Raw genomic sequence first — 19,783 nt, forward strand, 5'->3', positions numbered from 1 at the left:
AGATTGTCTCTTATGAAATCTAATAATAATCTTTTTTCTCTTTCTCTGAGAACTTTAATACCTACCGGGGGGATACCATCTTCCTTCCGTGTTCCATTTTTTTTGATTTTCCCTATTGACAAACCTAAAAAGTGGTGGTACATTATAGTTGCCATCGGTTCTGAGGAGCTAAGCCGGAGGATGGAAGAAAGAGCTTCTGTTTGAAAGATAAGAAGCTCAAAGCTTTTGAGTGGAAGTCCATCCTGAAATTTCTCGCAGAATGCGAGAAAGCAAAGGCTAAAGCTTGTTGGAACCGGTGGCTTTTTTGTTTGGTTTTGTAACCTGCTTGAAAGTTTCTGCTTTTTTAAGCTTATAAGTTTACTTCTTCAGGGGGTTAGCCAGCTATATTTACAGTAAAGTCGGGGTGTGGTAAACTACTGAATAAGTATAAATGGGAGGTGTAGATGCTTGGCTTTAACTAAAGAAAGAAAACAAGAAATCATAGAACAATTCAGAATTCATGAGGCAGATACTGGATCTCCTGAGGTGCAGATTGCTATCCTTACTGAGAGGATTAAAGATCTCACCGAACATCTGAAAACCCATCCTAAAGATTATCATTCCCGACGGGGGCTCTTTTTGATGGTAGGACAGAGAAGGAGATTATTAAATTATTTGAAGAAATACCATATAGATCGCTATTATGCTATTTTAGAAAGATTAGGATTGAGAAGATAAAGGGAGGTTGTTTAATATAACGAAACAATTCGAAATTAGTTTTGGTAAAGAAAGTCTGTTAATAGAGACAGGGAAGTTGGCTAAACAAGCTGGAGGAGCGGTGACAGTCAAATATGGAGGCACCGTGGTGCTGGTGACCGCTACTGCTGCAGAAGAGCCTAAAGAAGATATTGATTTTACACCGCTTCTTGTAGAATTTGAAGAACGTTTTTATGCTGCGGGTAAAATCCCTGGAGGGTTCTTTAAAAGAGAAGGGAGGCCAGGACAGGGTGCTATTTTGAATGCCCGTCTGGTAGACCGTTCTATCAGGCCACTTTTTCCTGAGCTTTTCCGCAATGATATCCAGGTAGTGGTTACTGTTCTTTCGGTGGATGAAACTCATCCTCCCGATGCCATATCTATCTTAGGTGCTTCTTTAGCTTTAGGGATTTCCGATATTCCCTTTGATGGCCCATTAGCTGCCTGCCGTATGGGACTCGTGGGAGATGAATTGGTAATTAACCCTAACTTAGAAGAGTTGTCCTCCAGCAAGCTGGATATGATAATAGCAGGCTCCCAGGAAGGGATTACCATGATTGAAGCTGGGGCTCAAGAAGTGCAGGAATCACAGGTAGCTCAGGCCATGATGCTGGGCTATCAGGAAATAGTCAAAGCCATTAAAGCTCAAGAGGATATTATTTCTCAGATAGGGAAAACTAAAAGGGAAATAGTTATTCCTCCTTATTTCAATGACCTTTCTTCCTGGCTGGAAGATAGTTATCGTGCTTCTATTAGAGAGGTAATCACTATCCCGGAGAAAACCGAGCGAGAAAAAGAAACAAGACTCCTCATGAAAAAGGCTCAAGAAGAAGCGATGGAGAAATTTGAGAGCATATCTCTTTTCACCATGGCTTGGGAGCGAATCATGGGAGAGGAAGTTAAAGAATTAATTTTGACAAGTGAAAGAAGACAGGATGGTCGGACTCCTAAAGAGATAAGACCTGTCAGTTGTGAAGCAGGGTTTCTACCTCGCACTCATGGTTCCAGTCTCTTTACCCGGGGTCAAACTCAGGCTCTGGTTATCACCACCTTAGGAGCCTCGAGCGAAGAGCAAAAAGTAGACGCTCTTCAGGATGAGGAAGCCAAAAGGTTCATGTTGCACTATAATTTTCCTCCTTACAGTACGGGAGAAGTCCGGCCTATGCGAGGTCCGGGGCGGAGAGAAATCGGGCACGGGGCTCTGGCAGAAAGAGCTCTGGAGTGTTTTATCCCTCCCGAGGAGGAGTTTCCTTATACCATAAGAGTGGTTTCAGAAATTTTGGAATCTAATGGTTCTTCTTCCATGGCTACGGTTTGTGGAGGAAGCCTGTCGCTGATGGATGCAGGAGTTCCGGTTCGATCTGCTTGTGCCGGTTTATCCATAGGTCTTGTTAAATCAGACGAAAAGTACCTTCTCTTACGAGATATTTTAGGTTCAGAAGACCATTATGGAGAGATGGACTTTAAAGTAGCAGGAAGTAGAAACGGTATAACTGCTATTCAGCTGGATGTAAAAAATAAAGGACTGAGCTGGGAAATACTGGGACAGGCTCTGGAAGAAGCTAAAGAAGGTCGGTTTTACATTCTGGATATCATGGATAAAGTTTTAGACCGACCCCGGAGTTCTGTATCTCCTTATGCTCCCCGGATAGAAATTCTGGAGGTTGATCCTGACCGCATCGGTGCTTTAATTGGTCCGGGAGGGAAAGTCATCAAGAAAATCGTAGAAGAATCAGGAGCCACTATTGACATCAAAGATGATGGGAAAGTAATAGTTTTTTCTCGTACCGAAGAAGGTATGAATAAAGCCATTAATATGATTAGAAATATCACTCAGGATGTGGAAGTGGGTCAAGTGTATCTGGGTCGAGTTACCAGAGTAACTAACTTTGTAGCTTTTATAGAGATATTTCCGGGGAGAGAAGGTTTGTGCCATATTTCCCAGTTTTCCTCAGAAAGAGGAAAAAAGGTGGAAGACTTTGTCAAAGTGGGAGATGACGTACTGGTAAAAGTAACGGGAATAGACTCTATGGGTCGTATTGCCCTGAGCCACAAAGAAGCCCTGGGTGATAGCGATAATTCGGAGAAAAGCAACCGGAGTAAAGAACCGAGACATCGATCCAGAGAAAGGTAAATACATCTTTGGAGTTAGGCGAAGTGAATAAAAAACTTTTAGTTGTTTGTTTCCTGAGTTTTTTTGCCATATATAGCCTGCTCATCGTTTTCTCTTTTGATGTGGGAGAGTTAGGGGAATTAATCGGGTTTTACCTTTTTCGCTTTTTAGGAGTAGGTGCTTACCTTCTTCCCTTTTTTCTGGGCTATCTGGCTTATGAGATTTACCATTTTCAGCCCGCTCGTAAGTTTAGAGTTACGAGCCGGATAATTAGCTTCTCTCTGTGGATAGTAATTTTTCTCACCTTGAGCCAGCGAGCCGCAGAAAGGGCAGGTTTTTCCTTTTCTGATGGGGATTTTGCCGGAATAGTCGGGGCGTTTCTCTATCGTCATCTGGTGTATTATCTCGGGGACACCGGCACTATTCTTGCACTCTTTTTTACAGCTTTTTTAGCCGTTTATCTGGGAGGAGAGGGAAAGCTACTCCGTCAGCTTTCACAGGGCTGGCGTTTCTTGAAGAGGAAAGGGGGAGAGCTCTTTTCTCGCAGGAGAGAAATTCCCCAAAGAGAAATTGCTTCGTCTGGAGTTTCTCGGCCAATAAAGGTAAAGGAGAAAGAAATCACCTCTTCTTCCTGGGAAGGGGAAGCATTAGATGAGGTTTTTGCTCCGCTGGAATTGAAGGCTAAAGAAGAAGCTCAAGCTAAAAAGAAACTCACTTCTTCCTCCAGAAAGAAAAAAAGTACCACCTGGACTCTTCCTTCCCCCCAGATTTTAAGGGTCTATCCTTCTCGGGGGGGAGAGAAAACTAAAAAAGAGGTAATGGAGGAGATAGATAAATTAGAACAAACTTTAGCCGAGTTTAACGTGCTGGGGAAAGTGGTAAATGTGCAGGTAGGTCCCACTATAACTCGTTTTGATTTTCAGCCTGCTCCAGGAATTAAAGTGCAAAAAATTACCAGTCTTTCTAATGATTTAGCTCTGGCTTTTGCCGTTGCTGCGGTGAGAATTGAGGCGCCCATTCCTGGAAGGTCAGCAGTGGGGATTGAAGTTCCTAACCGCCATAAAGAGCTTGTTTCTTTGCGAGATTTGATTGAAAGTGAAGAGTTTAAAAAAAGTGAATCTCCTCTTACCGTTGCTTTAGGTAGAGATGTGAGCGGTAGGCCTCTGGTCTGGGATTTACGAGAGGCACCCCATCTTCTCATCGCCGGAGCCACTGGTTCAGGTAAAAGTGTGTGCATCAATTCCATTTTGACCAGCCTTCTCTATCGAGCTACTCCTAACGATTTGAGAATCGGCCTTGTAGATCCCAAAAGAGTGGAGCTTTCTCTTTATTCCGGGCTTCCTCACCTGTGTGCCCCGGTTATTTCTGAGGCTCGGTGGGTGGTGAGATTTCTTAAATGGCTATGTCGGGAGATGGATAACCGTTATGAGCTCCTTTCTGAAGTTTCTGCCCGAAATATAGAGGAATATAACCAGATGGTAGAAGAAGGGGAAAAGCTCCCCTATGTGGTGATAGTTATAGATGAGCTGGCTGATTTGATGATGACTGCTCCTACGGAGGTGGAAAGTTCTCTGTGCCGGATAGCACAAATAGCCCGGGCGGTGGGAATGCATCTTGTTGTGGCCACTCAAAGACCCTCGGTGGACGTTATTACCGGCTTAATTAAAGCCAATTTTCCCTCTCGTCTGGCTTTTGCCGTTTCTTCTCAGGTGGATTCCCGAACTATTCTGGATAGCCCGGGGGCGGAGAAACTTTTAGGCAATGGAGATTTACTTTTTGCTCCTCTGGGAGCGAGTAAACCTATCCGGGGGCAAGGAGCTTTTGTCAGTACTTCAGAAACTAAAAAGCTGGTAGAATGCTGGTTGAATCAGTCTGGAGACATTTACTATCCTCTGGAATATGTTCCTCGAGAAGAAAGAGGAGTGGGAGAGGAAGAAGAGGATGAACTTTACCAGGAAGCGGTTAGAGTGGTAATAGAAAGCGGCAAAGCTTCCACTTCCCTTTTGCAGAGAAGACTGAGAGTAGGCTTTAATCGGGCAGCTCGTCTGATTGAGCAGATGGAACGGGAGGGCATTGTTGGTCCTTATGAAGGAAGTAAACCTCGAAAAGTAATTACTCCCAAAGGAGAGGGATAAAATGGCAGAAGGACAACTTAAATTAGGAGAAATTTTGCGGGAAAAAAGAGAAGAAAGAGAGCTTACCCGTGATGAGGTAAGTGGAGTTACACATGTTTCCTCTCGATACATTGCCGCTTTAGAAGAAGAAGATTGGGATAAATTGCCAGGAAGGGCTTATGCTTTAGGATATTTGAAGATTTACAGTCGTTTTCTGGGATTAAATGAGGAAGAGATGGTTTCTCTCTTCAATCAGGTTTATTCGGTAAAGCCTGTGGATTGGAAAAGTCTGGATTGGAAAAAAACCGAGGAACCGGAGCTTAGAAGCGCCAGAGATAGAAAGAGCGATAGATCTACCCTGTTTAAAAGGCTTCTGGTTCTTTTAGTTTCTCTGGCAGTGTTTTTTACTTTCCTCTTCATCTTTTTTAGTTTTCATTCTTTACCCGAAGGAGAAGAAGTAGTGGTTAATCCCCCGGTTTCGGCGATTGAGCCAGAAGAGATTCTTCCTTCTCCTTCTGCAGAAGTTGGACCTCAGTTTTCTCTCACCGTTACCCTTTTTCCTGAAAAAGCAGCCTGGGCAGAAATCTGGTCGGGAGGGAATGAGGTTTTTTCTGGAATATTAGTTCCCAACAAGGAATATGTTGTAAAAAGCAATTATCCCATAGAAGTAGAAATAAAAGGAGGGAATGAGGTTAAAGCGGTAGTAAATGGAAAAGATTGGGGTTATCTCAGTGAGAAAGAGGAAGCATCACGCCAAGTATTTGAGCCGTGAGAAAAATTGCCTTTATCAGTTTGGGTTGTGATAAAAATTTAGTTGATACCGAAGTAGCCCTGGGTAAATTGCTTTCTCGAGGATATAATTTTTTTTCTTCTCCGGAAGAAGCAGAAATATTGATACTCAATACCTGTGCTTTTATTGAGGAAGCCTGTCGGGAAACTGAGGCATGGATTGAGAAATTGTCTTTTCTCAAAGAAGCTCATCCTCCCAAAAAGTTACTGGTTATGGGTTGTTATGCCCAGCGCTGGGGGAGAAAAAAAGGTTTTGTATATCCTGCTGTAGACTACTGGGTGGGAGTGAATGATTTTCCTTCCCTCGTTGATATTCTGGAAGATAAGTTCCCCGGAAAGTACTTTTTAGATTCCCCTCCTTTTCTTTACCACCACGAAACAGAGAGAATTCTTTCTACTCCTTCTCATTATGCTTATCTCAAAATAGCCGAAGGCTGCAATCATCACTGCAGTTTCTGCTTAATACCTTCTATCCGGGGTTCTTTGCGCAGTAGAACTATGGAGTCGATAGAAAAAGAAGCTCTTAATCTGGTATCTCAAGGAGTGAAAGAAATAATCCTGGTGGCTCAAGACCTATCTTCTTATGGCTTAGACCTCTATCATCAGAGGATGTTATCGCCCCTTCTTCGCCGGTTGGACGAAATTTTGCCCTCTGGAGTATGGTTAAGGTTGTTGTATTTTTCTCCCGAAGGGCTGGATGATGAATTTATAAAAACGATGAGAGATTCTTCTCATCTTGTAAAATATCTGGATATACCTCTTCAGCATGTGGATTCTACTATACTCCAGAAGATGAGGCGCCCTTCATCGATAGAAAAAATAAGAGAAAAGTTAGAAAAATTGAGAGAGTGTGTTCCCGGCATATTTTTGCGGACCACTTTTTTAGTGGGTTTTCCAGGAGAAGACGAGGAAGCTTTTCAGCGCTTGGTTGATTTTGTGGAAGATTTTCGCTTTGAGCGAATGGGAGCTTTTGTCTATTCTGAACCACCTGATACACCTTCAGCTTTCCTTTATCCTAAAGTGGAAGAGAAAGTGAAACAGGAGCGCTACAAAGCACTTATGAAAGTGCAGGAAAAAGTGATGGGAAAGTTTCATAGTTCTTTAGTGGGTCGGGAATTGGAAGTAATAGTAGACGAAGCTCAAAGAGGTAATGGAGTTACTAATTTTTGGGGAAGGACATACGGAGACGCTCCGGAAGTAGATGGGAATATAAGCTTTAGCTCCCGGAGGAATAAATTAAAAAGAGGGGAGATAGTAAAAGTTAAGGTTACTGAAAGCAGTAGCTATGAATTAAAAGGAGAAAAAATTTGAAAGCCGCTATTCTTGGTATAGGAACAGAACTGTTGACCGGATTAGTCAGGGATTATAATGCCTACTTTCTGGCTCAAAAACTGGTAGATAAAGGGATATTACCTCAATTTATTCTTTTTGTGCCTGACCAGATGGAGAAGATAGTAGATGCTTTACAATTTATCATGAAGGAAGAGGAAGTAAAGCTGGTGATTGTATCAGGGGGGTTAGGACCTACTGAAGATGACCTGACCCGGGAAGCAGTGGCTCAAGCTTTTGGCAGAAGTTTGATTTTTAGCCCTGAAGCCTGGGATAGAATTCAGTTTTTCTATCGGGAACTGAGGAATACCGAGCCTCCGGAAAATAATAAAAGGCAGGCTTTTATTCCTCAGGGAGCAGAGATACTTTATAATGAGCGGGGAACTGCTCCCGGTTTTAAGTTAGAGGTGAACGGGAAAAGTATTTTTGTCATACCCGGTGTCCCCCGGGAGGCGGAGTTTTTCTGGAGCTTAATAGAGAAAGACCTTCCCCGGGAAGAGGAATATTTTTATCGTTCTCCTATCTTCAAATTTTGTGGAATTGGAGAATCTAATCTGGCTAAAGAGGTGGAACCGTTTCTTCATCATCTGCCCTCTTCTTTCAATTTAGCCTTTCTTCCTAACTATGGAGAAGTGTGGCTCTATGTTTACAGCTCCCGCTTTTCTCCAGAGGAAAAAGAGTCTGCCCTTATTTTTTTAGAGGAGGTAGCTCGCCACCTGGATAGATTTTTCTTCAGTCCCTATGGTGACACTTTAGAAGAAGCGGTGGGCAACATGATGAAGGAAAAAGGCTTGAAACTGGGACTGGCAGAGTCGTGCACCGGAGGGCTGGTAGCTAATCGGATAACTGATATAGCGGGTAGCTCTCAGTATTTTGAGCGAGGATACGTGGTCTATAGTAACGAGGCTAAAAAGGAAGATTTAAAAGTTCCCGAGGAAATTTTGCAAGAAAAAGGAGCAGTAAGTGAAGAAACTGCTCGATTTTTAGCTCGCGGAGTGCGCCATAAGGGAAAAGTAGATTTGGGTCTCGGGATTACTGGTATTGCAGGGCCGGGAGGAGGAAGTAAAGAAAAGCCCGTAGGCCTGGCCTACATTGCTCTATCGAGCGAAGAAGGCGTGAGAGTGCAAAAATTCCATTTTTCAGGGGATAGATTGATGAACAAAAGATTTGCCTCTCAATCCGCTCTGGTTATGATTTTTCAATATTTAAAGGAGAAATTTGGTAATGAGTTCAACTACCATCAGAAGCTTTGTGGCTTTAGACCTTCCCTCTGAAGCTCAAGACTTCTTAGAAGAGTTGATTAACGAGGAAAAAAAACTTTACCCTCAAGCAAAATGGGTTAAAAGAGAGCAACTCCATCTTACGCTCCACTTTTTTCATGCTTTTCCTCTTGGTGAGGTAGAGGAAATGAATAAAATACTGGAAGAGGTAAGCAACAAATTTACAGCTTTCCCTGTAACTTTAGAGAGATGGGGGGCTTTTCCTTCTCTTCATCGGGCTCGAGTGGTGTGGATAGGGGTGGACAGAGAGGGAGAGGGAAAGATAAAAAGTATAAGAGAGGAAGTTGAAAAAGGAATAGCTGCTAAGGGATGGGAGAGAGAAGATAGAGAGTTTTCTCCCCACATTACCCTGGCTCGCTTTCGTTCTCCTTTTGCTCTTCCCTCTTTAGGGGTAGAGAATATCAACTTTTCTACCGAAATTAAAAAACTGGTTTTTTATCAAAGTACTTTAACCCCTCGGGGTTCGGTTTACCAGCAATTAGGTGTTTTTAGTTTAGAAGGGGTGAAAAAAAATGAGTGAGGAAAAAAGCTCTAAAGATTTGAGAGAAGATGTAATTAACCAGGCTATAAGCTCTATAGAAAAAAAATATGGCAAAGGCGCTATTATGTACTTATCTCAAGATGTTTTAACTGCTGATATAGAAGTGATAAAAACTGGGTCGGTTCTTCTCAATATTGCTCTGGGAGTAGGAGGATTTCCTCGAGGGAGAGTGGTAGAGATTTTTGGCCCTGAAGCTTCGGGTAAAACCACCATTGCTTTGCATGCCATTGCTGAAGCTCAGAAGCAAGGTGGTATTGCTGCCTTTGTGGATACAGAACATGCTTTAGACCCCAGCTATGCAAGCAAAATTGGGGTCCAGATTGACAGATTACTTATTTCTCAACCTGGAAGCGCAGAAGAGGCTTTAGATATAGTAGATGCCCTGGTGCGTACCGGAGGAGTGGATATAGTGGTGCTCGATTCGGTAGCTGCTTTAGTTCCTCAGATGGAATTAGAAGGGGGCATGTCTGATTCTTATATTGGCCTGCAGGCTCGCTTGATGTCTCAAGCCTTGAGAAGATTGACTGCCTATATCAGTAAAACTAAAACCGTGGCTATTTTCGTTAACCAGCTCCGGGAAAAAATAGCTATGGCTTATGGGCCTTCGGAGACCACACCGGGTGGCAGGGCTCTCAAATTTTATGCCAGTGTAAGGTTAGATGTGAGAAGAAGAGAGTATCTGAGATCGGGAGATGAAATAATAGGTGCCCTGACCAGAATTAAAGTGGTTAAGAACAAAGTAGCCTCTCCATTTAAAGAAGCGGAGTTAGAATTGATTTATGGTGAGGGAATATCCCAGGAGGGAGAAATATTGAGCCTGGGAGAGACAACGGGAGTAGTTAAAAAATCGGGCAGCTGGTTCTCTTTTGGAGAATATCGTTTAGGCCAGGGTCGAGATAACGCCCGGCAATTCTTAAAGGAAAATCCGGAAGTAGCGAAAGAAATTCTCTCTGCTGCTCTTTCTCAGATGGAAGTTGACCCGGTGATTGCTTTTAATTCGTGAAAGATATCATTCGACAGGGTTTTCGCTATCTCAACCGGAAGATGTATACTCGAGGCGAGCTTTTCCAGAAATTAGCTCGAGATGGCTTTTCTCGTGAAGAGATAGAAGAAGCACTTCAGTTTTTGGAAGAGCGTGGTTACTTAAATGATGAGGAATTTGTAAAGATTTATGTAGAGACAAGAAGAAGACTGAACCCTCGGGGTTTACAAGCTATAAAGGACGAGTTGCGTAGGAAGGGTGTTCCTCACGAGCTACTCGATTCTCTGCGGGAATTTTTCCCCCGGGAAGAGGAAGTAAAAGACGCTCGAGGGCTAATCAGAGAATGGTCAGGAGAGGGAAAGGAGAAAGAAGACATTAATAATCGTCTTCTTCGTCGGGGTTTTTCCTGGGAAGTAGTAGAAGAAGCGTGGTACAGGGAAGAATCTTGACTTGGCCTTAAGGTACCGTTAAAATATTCTTTTACCTACATGAATCGCACATTGAAAAGTGAATAAGGGGTGAATCCAGAATATGGAGCTCATATATATTTTGATAGGAATAGCCGTAGGATTGGTAGCGGGATTTAGCTTCTTAAACTCCCAGCTTCAGAAAGAGAGAAAGATTGCTCAGGAAGAAATAGAGAGAGTGAGAGAAGAAACACTTGGCCAGGTAGAAACTCTCAGGAAAGAGGCCTTAATTTTAGCTAAAGAGGAAGTTTTAGAAGAGAGAAAATCCCTGGAAGAAGAACTACAGCGGAAGAGAAAGGAACTGCAGAATTTCGAATCCCGGATTTTGCGCCGGGAAGAAATGCTGGAGCGGAAATTGGAACAGGTAGAGAAAACGGAGAACCTCTTGCGCAGGCGCCAGGAAGAGCTGGAAAAAGAAAAAGAAGTAGTGGAAAGTATTAAAGCGCGAGAAGTGGAGGAATTATCCCGGATTGCTAATCTTTCCTGGGAAGAGGCGAGACAGGAATTGCTGGAGCGAGTAGAAAAAACTCTGGACTACGAAGTAGGGGTGAAGGTCAAAGAAGCAGAAGAGCGGGCTAAAAGAGAGGCAGGGAAAGTGGCTCAAGAGGTTGTAGCTCAAACCATTCAACGTTATGCTGCTGATTTCACAGTGGAAAATACTGTATCGGTGGTTAATTTGCCCAGTGACGAAATGAAGGGAAGAATTATAGGAAGAGAAGGACGCAACATCAGGACTTTCGAGATGATTACCGGCGTGGATTTAATCATTGATGACACTCCTGAAGCGGTGCTCATTTCTTCTTTTGACCCTATAAGAAGAGAAGTGGCGCGCTTAGCTTTAGAAAAATTGATTGTTGATGGTCGTATCCATCCGGCGAGAATAGAAGAATTGGTAGACAAGGCCAAGCTACAGGTGGAAGAGAAGATAATTCAGGAAGGAGAACAAGCTCTTTTTGATGCGGGAGTGAAGAACGTTAATAGTGAGCTGGTAAAGCTTTTAGGTAAGTTGTATTTCAGAACCAGCTACGGACAGAATGTTTTGCAACATTCCAAAGAGGTAGCTTATTTTGCCAGCTTAATGGCTAGCGAGCTGGGAGTGGATACCACTTTAGCTAAAAGAGCTGGTCTTTTACATGATATAGGTAAAGCGTTAGACCATGAAGTGGAGGGTCCTCATGCTAAAATTGGAGCAGAATTAGCCTCTCGATATGGAGAGAAAAAAGAAGTAGTGCATGCCATTGAGGCTCACCATGGAGAGGTGGAAGCTCAAACTGTGGAAGCAGTTCTGGTGCAGGCAGCTGATGCCATATCGGCTTCTCGGCCTGGAGCAAGAAGAGAAAGCCTGGAGTCGTATATCAAGCGTCTGGAAAAACTGGAAAAAATTGCCGATGGTTTTGAAGGAGTGGAGAAATCTTATGCCATTCAGGCGGGAAGAGAAATTAGAATCATGGTGAAGCCTGATAGGATTGACGATGCCCGAGCGGCGAAGCTGGCTTATGATATAGCTCGTAAAATAGAAAAAGAACTGGAATATCCTGGACAGATTAAAATAACAGTGATTCGAGAGACCAGAACCGTAGAGTATGCTAAATAATGGAGGAATGAACTTTTGCGATTTTTAATAGTGGGAGACATAGTGGGAAAGCCAGGACGGCAAGTACTGGCTGATAACTTAGAAGTTATTAAGGAAAAATTAAATATCGAGGGAGTGATTGTCAACGGAGAAAATGCTGCCGGGGGTCTAGGAATTGTGCCGGAAGTGTGCGAGGAAATTTTGAGTTATGGAGTAGATGTGATTACAACTGGCAACCACATCTGGGATAAAAAGGAAATCGTAGACTATATTGATTACCAACCCCGGCTTATCCGCCCTCTCAATTACCCTTCTGGAGTTCCGGGCCGGGGCTGGGTGGCAGTGGAAGGGAAGGGTAAAAAATGGATAGTGGCTAATATGAGTGGCCGGGTGTTTATGCCTTCCCTGGATTGTCCATTTCGTCGGATAGAGGAAGAGCTGGAGGACTTCAGGAGGATAACCAACATGATTTTGCTTGATTTTCATGCTGAGGCTTCTTCAGAGAAGATAGCCATGGGATGGTTTCTGGATGGTAAAGTATCTTGTGTTTTTGGCACTCATACCCATGTGGCTACTGCTGATGAGCGAATTCTTCCTCAAGGTACAGCCTATATTACGGACATTGGTATGACAGGGTCTCATGATTCGGTTCTCGGGGTAAAAACAGAAGACATTTTAAGCAGATTTCTAACTCAAATGCCTATCAGATATCGAGTGGCTAAAGACAACGTTAAGCTTAATGGTATTGTAGTGGAGGTAGATGAGATTACGGGAAGAGCTACGGAAATCTCTCGCTTATCCATATCTTAAAATTAGAAAAAAAATGAAGGAGGAATGGCCATGGATGTCCTAAAAGTATCTTCTAAGTCTAATCCCAATGCTGTAGCTGGCGCTTTAGCCGGAGCCATCCGGGAAAAAGGCATAGTGGAAGTACAAGCGGTAGGAGCAGGAGCAGTAAACCAGGCTATTAAAGCTATTGCTATAGCACGGGGGTATGTTGCTCCCAGCGGTATCGACCTCGTTTGCATACCAGCTTTTACCGATATCAATATTGATGGGGAGGAGAGAACAGCTATTAAACTGGTGGTGAAACCTCGAAGCGCTTGAGTGTTTTGCTATGAATTTAGTGGAGATTAAAAGAAAACCGGATTTTCCGGCCGGAAAAGTGGCTGAAGCTACTTTCTGGGTGGAAACTTTTGGTTGTCAGATGAATAAAAGTCGCTCTGAACACCTGTCTTATCGACTGCAGGAGCTGGGGTTCTCCCCTGCTGAGGAATCAGGGGAAGCAGATATTCTCGTATTTAATACCTGTGCGGTGCGAGAGCATGCTGCAGAACGAGCGATAAGTATTATAAGTAAATTTGCTCGGGAGAGAAAGGAGAAAAATCCAGACTCTATAATTGTGGTATGTGGATGCCTGGGACAGCTGGAGAGGGAAAAACTCCTTGGGAAGGATAGAGAAATAAATGTTCTGGCGGGCACTCATAATTGGGAGAAAATACCCCTTCTAATTAAAAAGGCCTGGCAGGAAAAAGTAAAGATAGTGGATTTCCAGGAGGAGCCTCCTTCTCTTTATGAGGAGAAAGGATACCGGTATTCCAGTAAAATTTCTGCTTATTTACCTATTACTTTTGGTTGCGATAATTTCTGTAGCTATTGTGTGGTTCCTTATACCACCGGGAAACAGAGGAGCAAGCCCCGAGAAATAATAGAAGAGGAGCTAAAAAACCTGGTAGAGGAAGGATTTCGAGAAGTTACCCTCCTCGGGCAAAATGTCAATAGTTACGGTCGGGATAGAGAAAGAGAAGGAGCTTTTGAGGAGTTGCTTCTGGATATCGAGGAGTGGCTCCGGGGTATAAAAATCTGGGTTCGTTTTCTTACTTCTCATCCTCGAGACTTCACAGAGGACATAGTAAAAATAGTAAAAGATAGCTCGGTGCTTTGCCCTTATTTTCATCTTCCCCTTCAGGCTGGCTCCAATAAGATTTTACAGCTTATGAGGCGGGGTTATACCCGGGAGGATTATCTGAATAAAATCAACTTCATCCGTAAGTCTATGCCTTCGGCGAGAATCGGGACAGATATCATTGTGGGCTTTCCCGGGGAGACGGACTCTGATTTCCGGGAAACTCTGGATGTGGTCAGGGAGGCGCAGTTTGATGTGGCTTATACCTATGTTTATTCTCCCCGGCCAGGTACTGCAGCCTATCTTTTAGAAGATGATATTCCTGTCTGTGAAAAAAAAGAGCGTCTCCATATTTTGAACGATACTCTGCGAAGTATCTACCAGGAAAAATTACCCTCCCTGCAGGGAAAAGTAATGGAAATATTGATTGATCAGGAAGAAGGAGGCCTGTTATCGGGTAGAGGGGCTAATAATCTGCGGGTATACCTGAAAGAACTCTCCTCTGCGGAGGTAGGGGAGTGGAGGGAGGTAGTTTTAACCCCTGGAGAGGGCAATAAAGTTTATGGTTCAGTTAAAAGGTAAAAAGCTCCCCGCCATCGTTGGTCCTACTGCTACCGGGAAAACTGACCTTTCTTTAGCTCTGGCTGAGCGACTGGGGAAAGTGGAGTTGATTTATGCTGATTCCTTAGCAGTTTATAAATACCTGGATATAGGTACCGATAAGCCTCCGGCCAGCTTTCGAGAAAGAGTTCCTCACCATCTCGTGGATTTCCTCGACCCCGGAGAGAGATGGAGTGCTTTCCAGTTTAAAAAAGAAGCGATATATCTCCAGAGAGAAATTAGAGAGCGAGGGAATCTTCCGCTTGTGGTGGGAGGGACTGCTTTTTACCTGCAGGCGCTTTATCGGTCTTTTCTATTTGTGGGAGCTCCTGCTGAAAATAATATCCGCATTGCTTTCGAGCGTTTACCTACTGAAAAACTCTATGCCCTTTTGCAAAATGTGGACCCCCGGAGAGCGCAAAAAATAGGAAAGCATGACCGAAAAAGATTGATCAGAGCTCTTGAGATATTTGAGAAAACCGGTCGTCCCCCTTCTCTTTTTTCTCCCCGTCCCTCTTCTCTTTCTCCTCTTCTTATCGGTATTCGCTGGGACAGGGATAAATTAAAAGAAAGAATTTGCCGCCGGGTAGAAGAGATGTTCGAAAGAGGAATAGTAGAAGAAGTGGAGGAGCTTTTTTCTCGGGGATATTCGGAGGATATTCCTGCTCTCGATAACTTTTCTTATCGCCCGATAGTAAAACTACTTAGAGGGGATATTTCCCGGAAAGAAGCTCAAGAAGAAATAGTGCGGGGCACTTTTCGATTTTTGAAAACTCAAATTAACTGGTTCAAAAAAGCCCCTGTAATCTGGATAGAGGGAGAGGGAAAACCTCTATCCATTCTGGTAGAAGAAACTTGTGCAATTATAAAAAGAAATTTAGTGGAGGAGGATGTAAAATGAGCGAAGAAAAAACCGCAAGACCCAGTAAAACTAAGGATCTGGGATTTTACTTTTTAGGCCTTCTTTCAGCTAAGGCCTGGCAATATCTGGGGTTGGTAGTTCACCCTGAGACTGGAGAGATGCTGGTAGATTTAGAAGAAGCACGTAAATCTATTGACCTCTATTCCGTGATTCTGGAGGAAGTCAAAAAAGATTTAGAAGGAAGCGAGCTGCGAGAACTGGAAGCTCAGCTTTCTCAGCTCCAGCTCAACTTTGTAGAAAAATCTAAAGAAACTAAAAAACCCGAGGAAACTAAAAAACCTGAAGAAGCTGAAGAGAGTAAAGAAGCTGAAGAGAGTGAGGAGTCATAAATTATTCTCTCTCGCAAGAAGAGAAACCTCTCTCCTTTACTTATAACTTTTAAATTTGGCGGGGATTACCCGGTAAACTATTAAGGCTATGGCTCCCCCTGCTAAAGCTGTAAAAAGCTGAGGAGTCTGCATGGCTTTGGCTACCGGTGGAGGCACTTGCACCACCCAGGCTACCGCTTGAGAGAGAAGGAGATATTTTAAGAAAGAGCCCAGAATAATTCCTGTTATTTCTCTCCGCAAGTTTTCTCTTTTTCCTGCCACAAGGCTGAAAACTATTACCAGTATGGCATTGCCGGCCATGATGAAGGGAATCATCGGCCCCAGTGGGGGGGCAAGAATTCCCCGGGCAAAAGCTATCCAGGGGGTAAATAACCCTATTATTACCCCGCTCCATATTCCATTTAAAAGAGCAGCCAAAAGAAGAAAGGCATTTACTAAGGGGCCGGTGAAAAACTGAGGTAGCCCCAGCATCTGAATGACCAGAGTAAGGGCAAAAAGAAGAGCAGTTCTGACTAACCACCGAAGCCCCTGGTGAGAAATTTCTTCCATAGTTCATCCCTCCTTATTCTCTGAGGTATTTTCCTCTCTTTTCTCTTCTTCTTTCTCTTTTGCTTCAAAACTCCTCAATAGTTCCACGGTTTTAGCAAGCTTTTCATCCACTAAGTAATTTAGTGTTCCTTCTTCAAAAGTTCCATCAGGCTTTTTTTCTCCAGCTGGAAGACCAGTTAATATCTCCATGGCCTGGTCTACAGCAGAGACGGCATAAATGTGGAATTTACCTTCTCGCACTGCCTCTACCACTTCTTCTTCTAACATAAGGTTTTGAATGTTACTCCGGGGAATAATTACTCCCTGTTCTTTAGTTAACCCTTTTCCTTGAGCGGTGCGGAAAAATCCTTCGATTTTTTGATTTACTCCTCCGATGGCCTGCACTTCTCCTTTTTGATTAATAGACCCAGTAACGGCGATGTCCTGGCGAATAGGTACTTCTGCCAGACTGGAAAGCACTGCGCAGGTTTCAGCCAGGGAAGCACTGTCTCCTTCTACTCCCTCATAAGACTGCTCAAAACAAATGCTGGCAGCCACAGAAAGTGGTTTATTCTGGGCGTACTTATAGCCTAAGTATCCTCCCAGAATAAGAACTCCTTTATCATGGATGCGGCCGCTTAAGCGAGATTCTCGCTCGATGCTGACTACTCCTTGTTTTCCAAGGTAAGTGCGAGCAGTAATGCGGGAGGGCCGACCAAAACTATAGTCTCCCAGGTCATAAACTGCTAACCCGTTGATTTGCCCCACCACTTTACCCTGGGTATCAATCAACAGCACATCTTCTAAAATAGCTTCTTGCAGGCGATCAGCTATAAGGCTCAGCCTCTTTTTTCTCTCTTGTAGCGTTTTCTGGACATGGGGAGCATAGACCCGGTCTGCGCCTTCCTCTCGGGCCCAGAAATCTGCTTCCACCAGGATATCTTTCATAAAACCAAATTGAGAACTGAGTTTCTTCTGGTGAGAAACTGCCCGCGCACCATATTCCAGAACTTTTGCTACTCCCGTCCGGTCAAAAGGCAGAAGCCCTTCCTCTTTGCAACAATTATTGACAAAACAGGCAAAGGAGTGCAAAACCTCTTCTTCTCTCTGAATCTGATAGTCAAATCAGCTTTTATTTTAAATAGATCTCGGAAGTCCTCATCGAGAAGAGTTAAAGCACGATAATAATATTCATCACCGATGATAATAACTTTAGCGTCGAAAGGTAAGGGGTCAGGACGCAATCCTTGAGGAGCGATGATGCCAAATTGCTCAAAAGGGTCTTCTAATCTGATTTCCTGATTTTTCAAAGTCCTTTTCAGTCCTTCCCAGACGCCTGGATTGCTGATTAAATCCCGGAAATACATTATTATATAACCACCATTGGCTTGATGAAGGGAGCCTGATTTCAACATAGTATGGTCACTGAAATAAGCTCCCATAAAAGCTCGGCGCTCGATCTTCCCGAAAAGATTGCTCCAGTTAGGATGAGTTTCCAGAATTATTGGAGGGTCTTCTAAAGGAGCGTTATCCACAAAAACATTTATTTTAAAAGGTAAGAAAGGATCTTGCAGCCTTTGATAGGGGAGAAGCTGAGGAAGTTGCTGAGGAGTTTCTGATAAGTCTCTGAAGATGTGAAGATAAGAAAGGGTAAAGTTTTGCAGTGACTCAAGAAACTTGAGCACCTCGGGAGAGGAAGCATACCTGTCTAATAGTCCCTTAAAAAGAGGATTAACGGCAAACTCTGCCACTCTCCGGTCAAGTTCCGCTATTTTATTTTTCAGCTCTACTTCCAACTGGTGAATTTTGTCAAAAGCCTCACTGATTTGAGTCAAAAGCTCTCGCCTTTTACTTTCTATAATTTCTTTTTCTTCTTCGCCTAAAGCTAAGTATTGCTCTTGAGTCATAGGCTTTCCTTCCACTAAGGGAATGAGGATAGGACCCATGGGAGTCATGCGGAAAGCAAACCCTTCTTCTAAAGCTTCTTTTTCCAACTCTTGAATTATTTGGCGATTTTTTCTCTGCTGCTCATCAATCAGAATTTGTTTTTGGTTTTTATACTCATCTCCAGCAAAAGTTTTGGGTATTGCATCTCGAAGGTTTTTCAACAACTCATCCACCAGGCGAGAAAGGACTTTTCCCTCCCCCCGGGGAAGTTTTAAAACTTGAGGGCGGTCTGGATCGTCAAAGTTAAAGATATAACACCAGTCATTTATCTCTGGAGTGATTCCCTTTTCCTTCTTTTCTTTCACCAATCTCTCAATGCGGTTTTTAACTGCACTGGCTCTTCCGGTTCCTGTAGGACCAACCACAAAAAGATTGTACCCCGATTTTTCCATGCGCAATCCAAACTCGATAGAGCTCAGGGCTCTCTCCTGACCCAAAAACCCTTCCAGCTCTTCTAATTCGTCAGTACACTCAAAAGAAAAAGCATCCGGAGGACAAATCCAGCGCAACTGCTCCGGGCTTAACCGATATTGAGAAAGGTCAACATTGCTCTCCATAGGTCCTCCCTTCGTTTTTCCATAAAAGAAAAACCCTCGTTATAATTCTTGATAAATAGCCTTAACTCCTTGTATTTTTTCCAGGTCCTCTTTAAGCTTTTTAAAATCTTCTAAATTACCGGAAAGCTTTAAGATTATGATGCCTTCATCTTTCCCCTCACATTCTGGAGCAAACTCATGGAGTCCTAAGCGAACTTCAATATTGCACCCGTAACGGCTGAGTAATTCTTGCACTTTCAAAGCATTTTGTGCTCTGTTTCCCACTTTAATGAGAAGTAAATCAGCCATACTCTTATCCCTCCCTGGAAGCCTTATTTTTTTCTTATTATAGAATATTTTTTGCTCTTTTACACTTTCTGGAAAAAGTTCTTTAAATAAAAAAATGGAGCGGGAAACGGGACTCGAACCCGCGACATCCAGCTTGGAAGGCTGGCGCTCTACCATCTGAGCTATTCCCGCTCGCTACTGTTAGCACAATGATTATAGATAATGGAACAAACTTCGTCAAGGGGGAGGAAAGGCGAGGAGTTGAATCAAATATTAGAAGGAATTTTTGATTGATTAGTCTGAGAAAAACTGGAAGATAGAGAGGCCTGGTTGATAAAAACAGCCTGATATTTTTTGACTTTGATATTTAAATACATTTCGTAGTATGCCTTTCTGGGGTCGGGATTTTAGGTCTTCGGTAAGCCACTTATCTATGGTTTCTTTATAGGGATCCAGTTTACCCCTACGGGTATGAATAGCTTTTTTCTTGATGTTAAAATCCTCCCTTTCTACATGCTTTCGAACAGTTCGGAAGTTAAATCCTGTTTCTTGGGCTATTCTTCTCAATGATTTACCTTTTTCATTATGTTCAAATCTGATATGATATATTTGTTCCATTGTTAGCATCCTTTCTTTACCCCCTTTAGATTCAGCATCTAAAAAGGTAGTTTATTTTAAGGGTGCTGGCAATGGAGTTCTGTTGTGTGCTGGATTTCCATTGCGCTGAATACACAGATTTCTTTTTTCAAAAAAATTCCTGGCTCTAAAGTTTTGGGAGAAGCTGCCGATAATATTTATAAGAGG

At 43.2% G+C, this 19,783-nt stretch carries 21 protein-coding genes and 1 tRNA gene; 16 read left to right on the plus strand and 6 right to left on the minus strand.

Annotation, left to right across the window (positions count from 1 at the left end; all coding sequences use genetic code 11):
* The 16 genes from GXZ17_RS03765 to GXZ17_RS03840 form a co-directional block, all read left to right on the plus strand.
* A partial coding sequence (locus tag GXZ17_RS03765; protein WP_409375954.1) for a hypothetical protein occupies nt 1-204 on the plus strand: 204 nt, incomplete at its 5' end.
* A 243-nt stretch (nt 205-447) separates the two neighbouring features.
* Nucleotides 448-717 carry a 30S ribosomal protein S15 gene (gene rpsO, locus GXZ17_RS03770; RefSeq protein ID WP_409375955.1) on the plus strand — a complete coding sequence of 90 codons (270 nt, stop codon included), beginning with the start codon at nt 448-450 and terminating at the stop codon, nt 715-717.
* Between the two features lie 7 nt (nt 718-724).
* On the plus strand, nt 725-2,869 hold the full coding sequence (locus GXZ17_RS03775) for a polyribonucleotide nucleotidyltransferase (RefSeq protein WP_409375956.1): 2,145 nt from the start codon (nt 725-727) through the stop codon (nt 2,867-2,869).
* 23 nt (nt 2,870-2,892) lie between these two features.
* Nucleotides 2,893-4,983 (plus strand): DNA translocase FtsK 4TM domain-containing protein, encoded by a 2,091-nt coding sequence (locus GXZ17_RS03780; RefSeq protein WP_409375957.1) that lies wholly within the window; start codon nt 2,893-2,895, stop codon nt 4,981-4,983.
* A gap of 1 nt (nt 4,984) precedes the next feature.
* Nucleotides 4,985-5,734, plus strand: coding sequence for a helix-turn-helix domain-containing protein (locus GXZ17_RS03785; protein ID WP_409375958.1), 750 nt, complete (start codon nt 4,985-4,987; stop codon nt 5,732-5,734).
* On the plus strand, nt 5,731-7,062 hold the full coding sequence (rimO, locus tag GXZ17_RS03790; RefSeq protein ID WP_409375959.1) for a 30S ribosomal protein S12 methylthiotransferase RimO: 1,332 nt from the start codon (nt 5,731-5,733) through the stop codon (nt 7,060-7,062). Before GXZ17_RS03785 ends, rimO begins: the two co-directional genes overlap by 4 nt.
* Nucleotides 7,059-8,354, plus strand: coding sequence for a CinA family nicotinamide mononucleotide deamidase-related protein (locus GXZ17_RS03795; protein ID WP_409375960.1), 1,296 nt, complete (start codon nt 7,059-7,061; stop codon nt 8,352-8,354). The genes rimO and GXZ17_RS03795 overlap by 4 nt, the downstream gene beginning before the upstream one ends.
* On the plus strand, nt 8,305-8,880 hold the full coding sequence (thpR, locus tag GXZ17_RS03800; protein WP_409375961.1) for an RNA 2',3'-cyclic phosphodiesterase: 576 nt from the start codon (nt 8,305-8,307) through the stop codon (nt 8,878-8,880). The genes GXZ17_RS03795 and thpR overlap by 50 nt, the downstream gene beginning before the upstream one ends.
* Complete coding sequence (gene recA, locus GXZ17_RS03805) at nt 8,873-9,904, plus strand: recombinase RecA (protein ID WP_409375962.1); 1,032 nt, start codon at nt 8,873-8,875, stop codon at nt 9,902-9,904. The genes thpR and recA overlap by 8 nt, the downstream gene beginning before the upstream one ends.
* Nucleotides 9,901-10,332 (plus strand): regulatory protein RecX, encoded by a 432-nt coding sequence (locus tag GXZ17_RS03810; RefSeq protein WP_409375963.1) that lies wholly within the window; start codon nt 9,901-9,903, stop codon nt 10,330-10,332. Before recA ends, GXZ17_RS03810 begins: the two co-directional genes overlap by 4 nt.
* Nucleotides 10,333-10,414: 82 nt before the next feature.
* On the plus strand, nt 10,415-11,944 hold the full coding sequence (gene rny / locus GXZ17_RS03815) for a ribonuclease Y (RefSeq protein WP_409375964.1): 1,530 nt from the start codon (nt 10,415-10,417) through the stop codon (nt 11,942-11,944).
* Between the two features lie 15 nt (nt 11,945-11,959).
* Nucleotides 11,960-12,733: a TIGR00282 family metallophosphoesterase gene (locus tag GXZ17_RS03820; RefSeq protein ID WP_409375965.1), complete on the plus strand. Its 774-nt coding sequence runs from the start codon at nt 11,960-11,962 to the stop codon at nt 12,731-12,733.
* Nucleotides 12,734-12,763: 30 nt separating this feature from the next.
* Nucleotides 12,764-13,030, plus strand: coding sequence for a stage V sporulation protein S (locus tag GXZ17_RS03825; RefSeq protein WP_409375966.1), 267 nt, complete (start codon nt 12,764-12,766; stop codon nt 13,028-13,030).
* A gap of 10 nt (nt 13,031-13,040) precedes the next feature.
* The gene (gene miaB, locus GXZ17_RS03830; RefSeq protein ID WP_409375967.1) at nt 13,041-14,411 is read left to right on the plus strand and encodes a tRNA (N6-isopentenyl adenosine(37)-C2)-methylthiotransferase MiaB; all 1,371 of its coding nucleotides are present in this window, start codon (nt 13,041-13,043) and stop codon (nt 14,409-14,411) included.
* The gene (miaA, locus tag GXZ17_RS03835) at nt 14,392-15,330 is read left to right on the plus strand and encodes a tRNA (adenosine(37)-N6)-dimethylallyltransferase MiaA (protein WP_409375968.1); all 939 of its coding nucleotides are present in this window, start codon (nt 14,392-14,394) and stop codon (nt 15,328-15,330) included. Before miaB ends, miaA begins: the two co-directional genes overlap by 20 nt.
* The gene (locus GXZ17_RS03840) at nt 15,327-15,680 is read left to right on the plus strand and encodes a DUF1844 domain-containing protein (protein WP_409375969.1); all 354 of its coding nucleotides are present in this window, start codon (nt 15,327-15,329) and stop codon (nt 15,678-15,680) included. Before miaA ends, GXZ17_RS03840 begins: the two co-directional genes overlap by 4 nt.
* 36 nt (nt 15,681-15,716) lie before the next feature.
* Here GXZ17_RS03840 and GXZ17_RS03845 read toward each other — a convergent pair whose 3' ends face one another.
* From GXZ17_RS03845 to GXZ17_RS03870, 6 genes are all read right to left on the minus strand, one after another.
* Complete coding sequence (locus GXZ17_RS03845; RefSeq protein ID WP_409375970.1) at nt 15,717-16,229, minus strand: ECF transporter S component; 513 nt, start codon at nt 16,227-16,229, stop codon at nt 15,717-15,719.
* A gap of 3 nt (nt 16,230-16,232) precedes the next feature.
* Nucleotides 16,233-17,300: a Lon-insertion domain-containing protein gene (locus GXZ17_RS03850; RefSeq protein ID WP_409375971.1), complete on the minus strand. Its 1,068-nt coding sequence runs from the start codon at nt 17,298-17,300 to the stop codon at nt 16,233-16,235.
* A complete protein-coding gene (locus tag GXZ17_RS03855) occupies nt 17,225-18,712 on the minus strand; it encodes an AAA family ATPase (protein WP_409375972.1) in 1,488 nt (495 codons plus the stop codon). Before GXZ17_RS03855 ends, GXZ17_RS03850 begins: the two co-directional genes overlap by 76 nt.
* Nucleotides 18,713-18,751: 39 nt before the next feature.
* Nucleotides 18,752-19,000 (minus strand): hypothetical protein, encoded by a 249-nt coding sequence (locus GXZ17_RS03860; RefSeq protein WP_409375973.1) that lies wholly within the window; start codon nt 18,998-19,000, stop codon nt 18,752-18,754.
* 95 nt (nt 19,001-19,095) lie between these two features.
* Nucleotides 19,096-19,171 (minus strand) — tRNA-Gly (locus tag GXZ17_RS03865).
* Between the two features lie 102 nt (nt 19,172-19,273).
* Nucleotides 19,274-19,597 (minus strand): hypothetical protein, encoded by a 324-nt coding sequence (locus tag GXZ17_RS03870; RefSeq protein WP_409375974.1) that lies wholly within the window; start codon nt 19,595-19,597, stop codon nt 19,274-19,276.
* Between the last annotated feature and the right edge of the window lie 186 nt (nt 19,598-19,783).

Origin of the sequence: Candidatus Sordicultor fermentans, assembly GCF_012728195.1 — a bacterium.
GTDB lineage: Bacteria > Atribacterota > Atribacteria > Atribacterales > Caldatribacteriaceae > Sordicultor > Sordicultor fermentans.

What these genes read in the sequence shown, in the direction of transcription:
- recA (WP_409375962.1), top strand. Translation starts at nt 8,873, where the DNA reads ATGAGTGAGGAAAAAAGCTCTAAAGATTTGAGAGAAGATGTAATTAAC.
- GXZ17_RS03855 (WP_409375972.1), bottom strand. Translation starts at nt 18,712, where the DNA reads ATGGAGAGCAATGTTGACCTTTCTCAATATCGGTTAAGCCCGGAGCAG.
- GXZ17_RS03785 (WP_409375958.1), top strand. Translation starts at nt 4,985, where the DNA reads ATGGCAGAAGGACAACTTAAATTAGGAGAAATTTTGCGGGAAAAAAGA.
- miaB (WP_409375967.1), top strand. Translation starts at nt 13,041, where the DNA reads ATGAATTTAGTGGAGATTAAAAGAAAACCGGATTTTCCGGCCGGAAAA.
- GXZ17_RS03825 (WP_409375966.1), top strand. Translation starts at nt 12,764, where the DNA reads ATGGATGTCCTAAAAGTATCTTCTAAGTCTAATCCCAATGCTGTAGCT.
- GXZ17_RS03860 (WP_409375973.1), bottom strand. Translation starts at nt 19,000, where the DNA reads ATGGCTGATTTACTTCTCATTAAAGTGGGAAACAGAGCACAAAATGCT.
- GXZ17_RS03840 (WP_409375969.1), top strand. Translation starts at nt 15,327, where the DNA reads ATGAGCGAAGAAAAAACCGCAAGACCCAGTAAAACTAAGGATCTGGGA.
- GXZ17_RS03870 (WP_409375974.1), bottom strand. Translation starts at nt 19,597, where the DNA reads ATGGAACAAATATATCATATCAGATTTGAACATAATGAAAAAGGTAAA.
- rny (WP_409375964.1), top strand. Translation starts at nt 10,415, where the DNA reads ATGGAGCTCATATATATTTTGATAGGAATAGCCGTAGGATTGGTAGCG.
- GXZ17_RS03845 (WP_409375970.1), bottom strand. Translation starts at nt 16,229, where the DNA reads ATGGAAGAAATTTCTCACCAGGGGCTTCGGTGGTTAGTCAGAACTGCT.
- thpR (WP_409375961.1), top strand. Translation starts at nt 8,305, where the DNA reads ATGAGTTCAACTACCATCAGAAGCTTTGTGGCTTTAGACCTTCCCTCT.
- miaA (WP_409375968.1), top strand. Translation starts at nt 14,392, where the DNA reads ATGGTTCAGTTAAAAGGTAAAAAGCTCCCCGCCATCGTTGGTCCTACT.